Source organism: Aeromonas sp., from assembly GCF_050633025.1.
Taxonomy (GTDB): domain Bacteria; phylum Pseudomonadota; class Gammaproteobacteria; order Enterobacterales; family Aeromonadaceae; genus Aeromonas.
The window spans coordinates 1-10,889 of the sequence record NZ_JBODRQ010000110.1 but is presented as its reverse complement, the minus strand read 5'-3'; the positions used below and the strand labels follow the sequence as shown (position 1 = coordinate 10,889).

The 10,889-nt window shown below is 56.9% G+C and carries 10 protein-coding genes and 1 pseudogene; 3 read left to right on the top strand and 8 right to left on the bottom strand.

Annotated features, from left to right (window positions below):
- Positions 1 to 332 precede the first annotated feature (332 nt).
- Positions 333 to 623: a hypothetical protein gene (locus ACRAUW_RS13855; RefSeq protein WP_431362738.1), complete on the bottom strand. Its 291-nt coding sequence runs from the start codon at positions 621 to 623 to the stop codon at positions 333 to 335.
- A 175-nt stretch (positions 624 to 798) separates the two neighbouring features.
- On the opposite strand from ACRAUW_RS13855, the gene ACRAUW_RS13850 reads away from it, so the two are divergent.
- Positions 799 to 1,719, top strand: a complete 921-nt coding sequence (locus tag ACRAUW_RS13850) for a L,D-transpeptidase family protein (protein WP_431362737.1) — start codon at positions 799 to 801, stop codon at positions 1,717 to 1,719.
- Positions 1,720 to 2,133: 414 nt separating this feature from the next.
- Here ACRAUW_RS13850 and accC read toward each other — a convergent pair whose 3' ends face one another.
- The 4 genes from accC to acs all read right to left on the bottom strand — a co-directional run bounded on the left by accC (position 2,134) and on the right by acs (position 6,667).
- Positions 2,134 to 3,474 (bottom strand): acetyl-CoA carboxylase biotin carboxylase subunit, encoded by a 1,341-nt coding sequence (gene accC / locus ACRAUW_RS13845; protein ID WP_033137748.1) that lies wholly within the window; start codon positions 3,472 to 3,474, stop codon positions 2,134 to 2,136.
- 15 nt (positions 3,475 to 3,489) lie between these two features.
- The gene (accB, locus tag ACRAUW_RS13840; RefSeq protein WP_139461873.1) at positions 3,490 to 3,948 is read right to left on the bottom strand and encodes an acetyl-CoA carboxylase biotin carboxyl carrier protein; all 459 of its coding nucleotides are present in this window, start codon (positions 3,946 to 3,948) and stop codon (positions 3,490 to 3,492) included.
- Positions 3,949 to 3,984: 36 nt separating this feature from the next.
- The gene (gene aroQ, locus ACRAUW_RS13835) at positions 3,985 to 4,434 is read right to left on the bottom strand and encodes a type II 3-dehydroquinate dehydratase (protein ID WP_431362736.1); all 450 of its coding nucleotides are present in this window, start codon (positions 4,432 to 4,434) and stop codon (positions 3,985 to 3,987) included.
- 286 nt (positions 4,435 to 4,720) lie between these two features.
- Entirely contained in the window at positions 4,721 to 6,667 is a 1,947-nt protein-coding gene (acs, locus tag ACRAUW_RS13830; protein WP_431362735.1) for an acetate--CoA ligase, read from the bottom strand.
- Between the two features lie 162 nt (positions 6,668 to 6,829).
- Here acs and ACRAUW_RS13825 point away from each other — a divergent pair, with 162 nt between their 5' ends.
- On the top strand, positions 6,830 to 7,108 hold the full coding sequence (locus ACRAUW_RS13825) for a hypothetical protein (protein ID WP_431362734.1): 279 nt from the start codon (positions 6,830 to 6,832) through the stop codon (positions 7,106 to 7,108).
- Between the two features lie 47 nt (positions 7,109 to 7,155).
- On the opposite strand, the pseudogene ACRAUW_RS13820 reads toward ACRAUW_RS13825, so the two are convergent.
- The 3 genes and pseudogenes from ACRAUW_RS13820 to torD all read right to left on the bottom strand — a co-directional run.
- A pseudogene (locus ACRAUW_RS13820) lies at positions 7,156 to 7,475 on the bottom strand (EAL domain-containing protein); the annotation flags it as partial.
- A gap of 366 nt (positions 7,476 to 7,841) precedes the next feature.
- Positions 7,842 to 8,210, bottom strand: coding sequence for a hypothetical protein (locus ACRAUW_RS13815; protein WP_431362733.1), 369 nt, complete (start codon positions 8,208 to 8,210; stop codon positions 7,842 to 7,844).
- A gap of 7 nt (positions 8,211 to 8,217) precedes the next feature.
- On the bottom strand, positions 8,218 to 8,886 hold the full coding sequence (torD, locus tag ACRAUW_RS13810; protein ID WP_431362732.1) for a molecular chaperone TorD: 669 nt from the start codon (positions 8,884 to 8,886) through the stop codon (positions 8,218 to 8,220).
- A 660-nt stretch (positions 8,887 to 9,546) separates the two neighbouring features.
- Between torD and glyA the strand changes: the two genes are divergently transcribed.
- Positions 9,547 to 10,800, top strand: coding sequence for a serine hydroxymethyltransferase (gene glyA, locus ACRAUW_RS13805; protein WP_005338884.1), 1,254 nt, complete (start codon positions 9,547 to 9,549; stop codon positions 10,798 to 10,800).
- Positions 10,801 to 10,889: the final 89 nt, after the last annotated feature.

Here is a 10,889-nt window from a genome sequence, read left to right as displayed (position 1 = left end):
TAACTCCCTCTTCAGCTCCATGACCGAGCGTTGCACTTATTATCTGAATTCGCGGACTGTGTTTTTAAATGCCTTTGTTCATGTAATTGAGTTAATTCATTTTTTGCTGTGTCACTATGCCTCTCAATATGTGAGGTGAGGCTATCGCCTTTAACTAGGTGGCCAGAGTCACCATGTCACTACAGTTAACAAAATATTCACACTGTCGTCTTACAACATTCGCTAATTGATGGAAACGTTCACCTATTACCTGAATTCTCGCTGTATCTATCTGAAACAGCATCGATTATATACTCGCATGTCAGGAATGATTTGAGGATCAATGCGAGAGTTCAGTAAGCTTCGGAACAGTTTTTATAGCGATAGCCAACACCTGCCAGTGGCTGATGTGCTGTTTTAGGCCTTTTCATGTCATGCAAATAAAGTGCAACTATCGGCATCGGCTTATCACTTTCTGGGTGACAACGGTTTTGGCTACTGCTGCTGTTACCTTGATACAAGAGGGCGCTGCGCTGTGGCGGACGGGAATACGGGTGGCCTGTTGGCAGGGGACTATGCTGTTCATCTTTCTTTAAGCTGCCACTGGGCAGGATGGCTTTTTGCCCTGTTGATAACAGTTGCATTGAAAACGGCCACTTTTAACAAGAAAAGCAGCATAACTAAGTTGAAATTTTGTCCGACTCGGGAAAGAATGCGCGCTCGGTTATTGGTGTTGTGGGGTCGGTAGCCCCGCCACTGGCAGACCGATGATGAGATGGCCTCCGGCCCATTTGGTACAGGAAATCATACAGGAATTTTATGAATCCCTTTCGCACTGCCGCTTCGGCCCTTTTATGCACTCTTGCTCTGGTCAGCCTGCAGGCTGCCGCCATCGAGTACAGTCTGCCTGCGGCCAACAGCCGCCTGATCGGTGAAAACCAGGAATACGTGGTACCTGCGGACAGCCGTGCGCTGGAACAGATCTCTGCAGAATTCCAGCTCGGTCTGACCAACATCATGGAGGCCAACCCGGGCGTTGATCCCTATCTGCCGAAGGCGGGTAGCACCCTGATCATCCCCCATCAACTGATCCTGCCCAACGCGCCCCGCGAAGGGATCGTCATCAACGTGGCCGAGATGCGTCTCTACTACTACCCGAAAGGGAAGAACGTGGTACAGGTATTGCCCATCGGCATCGGCCAGCTGGGTGCCGATACGCCCGAAAGTTGGGTCACCAAGGTAGAGCGTAAGCGCGCCAATCCGACCTGGACCCCGACCGAGAACATCCGTCGTCGTTATGCCGCTCAGGGCAAGACTCTGCCGGCAGTATGGCCTGCAGGCCCGGATAACCCCATGGGTCTGCACGCCCTCTACATCGGCAACCTCTATGCCATCCACGGAACCAACGCCACCTTTGGCATCGGTCTGCGGGTGAGCAGCGGCTGCGTACGTCTGCGTGCCGACGACATCAAGTATCTGTTCGACAACGTGCCGGTCGGTACCCGCGTCCAGTTTGTCAACCAGCCGGTCAAGACCACGGTCGAGCCGGATGGCGGTCGCTACATGGAAGTGCACGAGCCGCTGTCACGTACTGAGGAGGAGTTCAACTCCACCGCTTCCGTGCCGCTCCCGATGACACCGGCCATTACCCGCTTTATTGCTCATGCCGAGTCTGACTCCAACGTGGTCAAGCAGGTGCTGGAACAGCGTACCGGTATGCCGACCCGCCTCAATCCCTGATTGAGCAAATTGGCCGTGCCGCGCACTGGCTGAAGGAATACAACGGCGACCATCTGGTCGCCGTTTTTCATGGGGGAAAAATCAATGCCTGGTGGCACTTTGCCACGTGTGCCATTGAAACTATGCTTGAGATCCATTGTCTTTCATTACATAAATGAAATGTGGTTGATAGATCTCAGTAGCCGAGCTGAAGCGGCGTCATCCATATTTACCTGCCGGGAGCCCTTTTTTGATACGTGGCGTGTGGTGTAGAGCGCTTATGCAAGCCGGAATAAAATGACGTTTGTTGAGATAAAAAAATACCCGATGTTGCACATCGGGTATTTGAGTCGTGGCCCATCTCATACTTCAGGCAAAGCGGCAGCTTGACGGCGCCATAGCAAAAGCAGGAGCGGATATTGTGCCTGCGAAATCTTACAGACCCAGCTTCTTGTGCAGATAGTGGATATTGGTGCCACCGTGCTGGAAGTTTTCGTCTTTCATGATCTCTTTTTGCAGCGGTACGTTGGTCTTGATCCCTTCCACCACCAGCTCGTCCAGCGCATGACGCATGCGGGCGATGGCAATGTCACGATTCTCGCCGTAGCAGATCAGCTTGCCGATCATCGAATCATAGTGGGGCGGTACCTTGTAACCGGCATAGATGTGGGAGTCCCAACGCACGCCCAGACCACCCGGCGCGTGGAAGCGCTGCACCAGACCCGGAGAGGGCATGAAGGTGGCCGGATCTTCGGCGTTGATCCGGCACTCGATGGCATGACCACGGATACGGATATCCTGCTGGGTGATCGACAGGGGCTGACCGGCGGCGATGCGCAGCTGCTCCTTGATGAGATCGATACCAGTCACCATCTCGGTCACCGGATGCTCAACCTGGATACGGGTGTTCATCTCGATGAAATAGAACTCGCCGTTCTCGTACAGGAACTCGAAAGTACCTGCACCGCGGTAGCCGATCTCGATACAGGCGCGCACACAGCGCTCGCCGATGAACTTGCGCATTTCGGCGGTGATGCCGGGTGCCGGTGCCTCTTCCACCACTTTCTGGTGGCGACGCTGCATGGAGCAGTCACGCTCGCCCAGATAGAGGGCGTTGCCCTGGCCGTCTGCCAACACCTGAATTTCGATGTGACGCGGGTTTTCCAGGTACTTCTCCATGTAGACCATGTCGTTCTTGAAGAACTGGCCTGCTTCGGATTTGGTCAGGGCGATGGCACCCGCCAGTTCCGCTTCATTGCGCACCACGCGCATACCGCGACCACCACCGCCACCGGCGGCCTTGATGATCACCGGATAGCCGATGCGCTTGGCAATGGCGGCGTTGTGCTTGGCGTCGTTGTCGACGGGGCCGTCAGAGCCCGGTACACACGGTACGCCCGCTTTCTTCATCGCTTCGATGGCGGAGACCTTGTCACCCATCAGGCGAATGGTCTCGGCGCGCGGGCCGATGAAGATGAAGCCGGATTTTTCGACCACTTCGGCGAAATCGGCGTTCTCGGAGAGGAAGCCGTAACCCGGGTGGATGGCCACGGCACCGGTTACCTCGGCGGCGGCGATGATGGCCGGGACGTTGAGGTAGGAGTCGGTACTGGCCGGTTTGCCGATACAGATGGATTCGTCGGCCAGCAGCACATGTTTGAGCTCCCGGTCGGCGGTGGAGTGAACGGCCACTGTCTTGATCCCGAGCTCTTTACAAGCGCGCAGGATCCGCAGGGCAATTTCACCGCGGTTGGCGATGACTACTTTGTCCAACATGGGTGGCAATTTCCCTTATTCGATGATGAACAGCGGCTCGTCAAATTCGACGGCCTGACCATTTTCAACCAGGATCGCTTTGATCACACCGGCCTTGTCAGACTCGATTTGGTTCATCATTTTCATGGCTTCGACGATGCACAGGGTGTCGCCGACATTGACGTGCTGACCCACTTCCGCGAACGGCTTGGCATCCGGGCTAGAGGAGCGGTAGAAGGAGCCAACCATCGGGGAGCGCATCAGGTGACCGCTCGGGGCGGCATCTGCGGCCGGTGCCGCGGCAACCGGGGCGGCAGCGGCAGGTGCGGCAACCGGAGCGGCTTGCTGCATCATCATCTGCGGCATGGCGGTGGTCACCTGACCGGAGAAGTTGCGGCTGATGCGAACGGACTCTTCACCTTCGGAGATCTCCAGTTCGGCGATGCCGGACTCTTCAACCAGTTCAATCAGCTTCTTGATTTTGCGGATATCCATTAGCATTCTCTTTCTTCTTTATCTGATCAGTGATTATCAAGCCGCGCGCAGATGGTGCACGGCCGCGGTTAAAGCGAATTGGTAGCCATCGGCCCCCAGACCACAAATGACCCCTTTGGCGACATCAGACAGATAGGAGTGATGACGGAACGGCTCCCTGGCATGGACGTTTGACAGGTGAACCTCGATAAAAGGGATGGCAACGCCCAGCAGCGCATCGCGAATGGCGACGCTGGTGTGGGTGAAGGCGGCTGGATTGATGATGATAAAATCCACCTGGCCCATGGCCTGATGGATGCGGCCGACCAACTCATGTTCGGCGTTGGATTGCAGATGTTCCAGAGTGACACCGAGTTCGCTGGCGTTAAGCTTCAGATCGGCGACGATCTCATCAAGCGTCTTGCTGCCGTAGATACCCGGTTCCCGTTTGCCCAGCAGATTCAGGTTTGGTCCGTTGAGCAGGAGAATGCGGTGATGTTGCGACATATTGAGTACATCCTCGATGATAATGCTGCTATCTATCAGCTATCTTGTGGACTACCAGAAATCTAGCCATTTTCTGCGAAAATCGGTGTGCCCTGGCACACAGATTTCGCAATTATATTGATTTCGTGAAAATTAGCAGCATTTTACTGGTCTAATCTCTACATCTGGCTATTTATTGCACGTTTCGGTCAGGGTTACTTCGCAGCAGCCACCTTGCTGTTTGCTGGCAACTTAGAAACGACAAAGCCGGCACAGGGCCGGCTTTGCAAGTGAGTTGGCAGAGGGATCAGGCCGCTTCCGACTTCTCGCGGATCAGCTTGTCCACTACCCCCGGGTCCGCCAGGGTGGAGATATCGCCCAGACTGTCGGTCTCGCCGGTGGCGATCTTGCGCAGAATTCGCCGCATGATCTTGCCGGAGCGGGTCTTCGGCAGCCCCTCTGCCCAGTGAATCACATCCGGCGTAGCGATGGCGCCGATCTCCTTGCGTACCCACTCCTTCACCTCTTTATGCAGCTCGCGGCTCGGCTCTTCGCCGGCAATCAGGGTGACGTAGGCATAGATACCCTGACCCTTGATCTCGTGAGGCACCCCCACTACCGCCGCTTCGGCGATCTTGGGATGGGCCACCAGCGCCGATTCAATTTCGGCGGTACCCATGCGGTGGCCGGAGACGTTCAGTACATCATCCACCCGACCGGTGATCCAGTAGTAGCCGTCCTCGTCGCGACGGGCACCGTCGCCGGTGAAGTAGCGGCCGGGGAAGGTGGAGAAGTAGGTCTGCTCAAAGCGCTCGTGATCGCCGAATACGGTGCGCATCTGACCCGGCCAGGAGTCGGTGATCACCAGATTGCCCTCGGTGGCCCCCTCCAGCGGCTCGCCCATGTTGTCCACCAGCGCCGGTTGCACCCCGAAGAAGGGACGAGTCGCCGAGCCCGGTTTCAGGTCGGTGACGCCGGGCAGCGGGCTAATCAGAATGCCGCCTGTCTCGGTCTGCCACCAGGTGTCGACGATGGGGCAGCGCTCATCGCCAATGGTGCGGTAGTACCACTCCCAGGCTTCCGGGTTGATGGGTTCACCCACCGAGCCCATGATGCGCAGGCTCTGGCGCGAGGTGCCGGTTACCGCCTCGTTGCCCTTGGCCATCAGCGCCCGGATGGCGGTGGGGGCGGTATAGAGGATGGTGACCTGGTGCTTGTCCACCACCTGACTCATGCGGTTGGTGGCCGGGTAGTTGGGCACCCCTTCGAACATGATGGTGGTGGCACCGTTGGCAAGCGGCCCGTAGACCAGATAGGAGTGACCAGTGACCCAGCCCACATCGGCGGTACACCAGTAGATGTCCTCTTCGTGGTAGTCGAACACATATTTGAAGGTGAGGGTGGCATAGACCAGATAGCCGCCGGTGGTGTGCAGCACCCCCTTGGGTTTGCCGGTGGAGCCGGAGGTATAGAGAATAAAGAGCGGATCTTCGGCGTTCATCGCCTCGGGCGGGCAGTCACTGCTGACGGTGGCGGTCGCTTCATGCCACCAGATGTCGCGGTGGTTGTGCCAGGCGACATTGCCGCCGGTGCGCTTGAGCACGATCACTTTGTTGACCTGGGTATCCGGGTTGGTGAGCGCTTCATCCACATTTTTCTTGAGTGGCACCGGACGGCCGCCACGCAGCCCTTCGTCGGCGGTGATGACGATGCGCGAGCCCGAGTCGATGATGCGGCCGGCCAGCGCTTCCGGCGAGAAGCCGCCGAAGACGATGCTGTGTACCGCGCCGATGCGGGTACAGGCCAGCATGGCGATGGCGGCTTCCGGCACCATGGGCATATAGAGGCAGACCACGTCGCCGCGGTGAACCCCATGGGCTTTCAAGACGTTGGCAAACTTGCACACTTCGCTGTGCAATTCGCGGTAGGTGAGTTTGCGATCTTCGGCAGGGTTGTCCCCTTCCCAGATGATTGCGACCTTGTCACCCCGTTCGGCGAGATGGCGATCGAGACAGTTGGCCGAGACGTTGAGCTGGCCATCTTCAAACCATTTGATGGAAACATGGCCCGGATCGTAGGAGGTGTTTTTGACCTTGCTATAGGGTTTCATCCAGTCGAGAATTTTTCCCTGCTCTCCCCAGAAGGTGTCCGGATCCTCGACGGAAGCCTGATACATGGCGGCGTAGTCGCCCTTGTCCAGCAGTGCATTGCTGCTGATGTGGGGTTTGACCGGGTAGACCTTGCTCTCGCTCATCTCTCACTCCTTTGAATAGATCTTTTAATGGTTTCTTAACAACTTATACCTTTGGTGGCGGGGGGCAATTAGACTTTTGGATAGACGGCTCAGTTGGTTACAGGCAAAGAGTGACAATTAATCAGATCGTGGGTAAAAAGGGGGGATTAATTGGAGGTTATTATGTTATCCCTGTTGCTCTGTGCATCCCTCTGGCAGTTTGATGCGCCAGTGCCAGCTGGCGAACCTCTGAAAGAGTTTGAAATGTCTCATCAGGAGGCCACACCCACGCTGCGTGAGCAGGTGGCTGATCAGCTTGGTCATGCATGGCAGGCTAATGAGCCCGGCCCCATATTCACCTTCAGCGAGCCAGCTCCCCGCTATGCTGGCGAGTCGCCGTTGACGCGAATGCTCAATGGTCGTGAGGATGGTTGGGAGTCCCATTTGCAGATTGGGCAGTAATTCGGTTGGCTGCCAGTAGGTGGCTGTCGATCGACTGATGATAACCTTCAGTAGGCATTGTGCTGATGCAGGTGCGCCTTCATATGTTTGACATGCAGTGGCTTGCTGAACAGATAGCCCTGTCCTTCGCTGCTGTTGAGTAACTGCAAAAAGGTGCGTTGTGCCTTGGTTTCAATCCCCTCTGCGGTGACCGCCATATCCAGACTGTCGGCCAGATTGATGATGGTGCGGCAGAGCTCCCGACAGTTTTTATCTTCCGGTAATGCCTGCACAAATGCCGGTCGATCTTGATGCGGTCGATCGGCTGGGTCTTGAGCAGACTCAGTGACGAGAAACCGGTACCAAAGTCATCGATGGCAATCTGCATCCGCTCGCGGGCTCGAGCCGCCATGCAAGGGGTATAGAACTGGAAGCCGTTGCGCCCCTGACCAAGGTTTCCTCGCTGTCTGCATAAGCCGGATAGATGGCGATACCATAACCGTTCACCTGCCGGGGCTTGGAAGAGTTGTCGCTGTGCTGGTTGAGACAGTCTTCCAACTCGGTAATCCGGTCCTGCAGCTTGTATATGAGCTCGTGCGCAGAGAGTTAACAGCTGGTGTCGGGTGCTGGTCATGCCAGCGCTGGTGCAACACGAGCGGGATTATGCAAGAGGCAGATGGGGAGCACGAGACGATCATCCCATTTTTCATGTCAACCCACTCTTGGTGAACGGTTACGTGAAAGGGGCGAGTGGTTATCCCTTCTGGCGACCAAACGCCTGAATACCGCGTACAAATACCAGCCCGCCGATCAGATGGAAGGGGAGGGCAAGCAGATAGAGCAGCAGAAAGTGCGACTCGCTACCACTGCTGTTGATGAAGTCGATCCAGGCGGCCAGCAGGGCCAGCATGCCGGCTATCTGGAAGCGGCGGCGCAACACCACCTCGACGCCGAGATTGGCAAGGTAGAGGGTGAGCAGGATGCCGGCAAAGCCGGTGAGCTGGGCGGTGCCGTAGAGCTCGCGATCGGAGTTGAACAGCAGCGCGATCAGGGGAGTAATGCCCTGATCCAGCGGGATCAGGGCCAGCAGCCAGCATGCAATCAGAAGCAGGGCTGTCTTCATCGCGGCCTCAGTCGGCGGACGGTGCCGGTTTGACCAGAGAGAGGTAGTTGGCATCCATCTTGAGGAAGACCCCCAGCAGACGGGCACAGGCGCCGTAGAAGCCAAACCGGTCGGCGGCGCGACAGGCGCTTTCGAACTTGTCAAACCAGCCCAGCAGATGACCGTGCAGCAGCGCTTCCTGCTCGTCGAGCCAGCGTTCCCGCTCGGCCGCGCTCTTGGCTTCCGCCGCACGGATGATGAGATTGCCCATCAGATCCAGCTCGATGGCCAGATGGTCGGCAGGCTCTTTGTATTTGTCGCTGACATTGATACCAAGGCGATCAAGGCGGGCCTGCATCTCGGTCATCGGGGCCTGCATCAGCAGCTTGGCATCGCCGCGGTAGAGCGATTCGTAGGGCAGGGCGCCCTGCTTGGGATCCACAAGAAACATCCCGGCGAAGTCGGCGGCCAGTTCCAGTTGGCGATCCGGGCGCACCAGCAGGCAGGCGATGGCGTCGTTGAGTTCGGCCACGGCTTCGCGCATCGGATCCAGGGTCGAGAGGCTTTTCAGGAAGCTTCGCACATCATAGGTGTCATATTCGGCGATCTGCTCATCACTGAGTTCGGCGGCGAACAGGGTGGAGAACCACCAGTAGAGTTCGGCCCGGCGTTCGCTGGTAGCCATAAATTCCTGCATTTTTCCTCCGTGGATGGCAATCGGGAGCCTTGATGGCTCCCGATTCTAACGACTTTAAAAATAAAGGAAACTTCATGAGGCGGTTTCAGCTAATCCTGCCAGCAGAGCACGGATGGCACAGGCTTGCGGGTCTCGAATTGCGGGCAATCATCGCCAATCTGATGACAGGGGGCCTTGGTTCCGATCACGATATGAGCAGCTCGGCGTAGTTCTCCGGCCGCAAATTAATTTTGACGCAGTTCTGCTTATCGCTAAATAGGCTGGGACCGCACCAGCTGCTGAAAGCGAGAGGGATCTCTGAAAATTTCTGGTAATGGGCCAGCACAGCCTCAGCCTTGTCAGATGCTGATCTGATTGAGCGCATCTGGTCAGATGCAGCCCTTCGGCTGGGAGCAAGCAGTACCATTGTGATGAAATTTGTTGTGAATAAATATGTTATTGAACGCTGTGCTTTCCTTCGGTTTTTTCCCATTAAAGAGCTGGGTTGAATGAGGCTTTTTGAGTCACGATTTCCGACTCGTGTGGACGGGAAAATCTGATTTTTTACAACATTTATTAAACATTTTTTTAGGTGGTTGGACTGTCTCTTTGATCCAGCTCACGTTACAATGCCAGTGCCCACTTCACCCAATGCGCAAACGATTTTCAGGAGAGAAACGGATGTTGAAACGTGACATGACCATCGCCAATTACGATCCGCAATTGTGGCAGGCCATCACAGACGAAACCCGTCGTCAGGAAGAGCATATCGAGCTGATTGCGTCTGAGAACTACACCAGCCCCCGTGTCATGGAGGCTCAGGGCTCCCAGCTGACCAACAAGTACGCCGAAGGTTACCCCTCCAAGCGTTACTACGGTGGTTGCGAGTATGTGGATGTGGTCGAAACCCTGGCTATCGAGCGCGCCAAAGAGCTGTTCGGTGCCACTTACGCCAACGTGCAGCCGCACTCCGGCTCCCAGGCCAACAGTGCCGTCTACATGGCTCTGCTGCAGCCGGGCGACACCGTGCTGGGCATGAACCTGGCCCACGGCGGTCACCTGACCCACGGCTCTCCGGTCAACTTCTCCGGCAAGCTTTACAACATCGTGCCTTACGGTATCGATGAGTCCGGCAAGATCGACTACGACGACATGGAACGTCAGGCTGTCGAGCACAAGCCGAAGATGATGATCGGTGGCTTCTCCGCCTACTCCGGCATCGTTGACTGGGCCCGCATGCGCGAAATCGCCGACAAGGTCGGGGCTTACCTGTTCGTCGACATGGCTCACGTGGCTGGTCTGATTGCCGCTGGCGTCTACCCGAACCCGGTTCCCCACGCTCACGTGGTCACCTCCACCACCCACAAGACCCTGGCCGGTCCGCGCGGTGGTCTGATCCTCTCTGCCGCTGACGACGAGGAGCTCTACAAGAAGCTCAACTCTGCCGTCTTCCCGGGTGGTCAGGGTGGCCCGCTGATGCACGTCATCGCCGGTAAAGCCGTTGCCTTCAAAGAGGCGCTGGAGCCGGAGTTCAAGACCTATCAGGCTCAGGTCGTCAAAAACGCCAAGGCGATGGCCGCCACCTTTATCGAGCGCGGTTACAAGATCGTCTCCGGCGGTACCGACAACCACCTGATGCTGGTTGATCTGATCGGCCGCGAGCTGACCGGTAAGGATGCTGACGCTGCGTTGGGCAAAGCCAACATCACCGTCAACAAGAACTCCGTGCCGAACGATCCGCGCTCCCCGTTCGTCACCTCCGGTGTGCGGATCGGTACCCCGGCCATCACCCGCCGCGGTTTCAAGGAAGCCGAGTCCATCGAGCTGACCCACTGGATCTGCGACGTACTGGACAACCACGACAACGATGCCGTGCTGGCCACCGTACGCGAGAAGGTGCTGGATATCTGCCGCCGCTTCCCGGTTTATGGCTGATAAGTCAGACCATCCGGTTTGAGACCAATGCCACCCTCGGGTGGCATTGTTTTTTCTGGCTTTTACCGCGTTTGGATGGCCGTGCTACA

What these genes read in the sequence shown, in the direction of transcription:
- ACRAUW_RS13850 (WP_431362737.1), top strand. Translation starts at nt 799, where the DNA reads ATGAATCCCTTTCGCACTGCCGCTTCGGCCCTTTTATGCACTCTTGCT.
- acs (WP_431362735.1), bottom strand. Translation starts at nt 6,667, where the DNA reads ATGAGCGAGAGCAAGGTCTACCCGGTCAAACCCCACATCAGCAGCAAT.
- ACRAUW_RS13825 (WP_431362734.1), top strand. Translation starts at nt 6,830, where the DNA reads ATGTTATCCCTGTTGCTCTGTGCATCCCTCTGGCAGTTTGATGCGCCA.
- glyA (WP_005338884.1), top strand. Translation starts at nt 9,547, where the DNA reads ATGTTGAAACGTGACATGACCATCGCCAATTACGATCCGCAATTGTGG.
- accC (WP_033137748.1), bottom strand. Translation starts at nt 3,474, where the DNA reads ATGTTGGACAAAGTAGTCATCGCCAACCGCGGTGAAATTGCCCTGCGG.
- ACRAUW_RS13815 (WP_431362733.1), bottom strand. Translation starts at nt 8,210, where the DNA reads ATGAAGACAGCCCTGCTTCTGATTGCATGCTGGCTGCTGGCCCTGATC.
- aroQ (WP_431362736.1), bottom strand. Translation starts at nt 4,434, where the DNA reads ATGTCGCAACATCACCGCATTCTCCTGCTCAACGGACCAAACCTGAAT.
- accB (WP_139461873.1), bottom strand. Translation starts at nt 3,948, where the DNA reads ATGGATATCCGCAAAATCAAGAAGCTGATTGAACTGGTTGAAGAGTCC.
- torD (WP_431362732.1), bottom strand. Translation starts at nt 8,886, where the DNA reads ATGCAGGAATTTATGGCTACCAGCGAACGCCGGGCCGAACTCTACTGG.
- ACRAUW_RS13855 (WP_431362738.1), bottom strand. Translation starts at nt 623, where the DNA reads ATGCAACTGTTATCAACAGGGCAAAAAGCCATCCTGCCCAGTGGCAGC.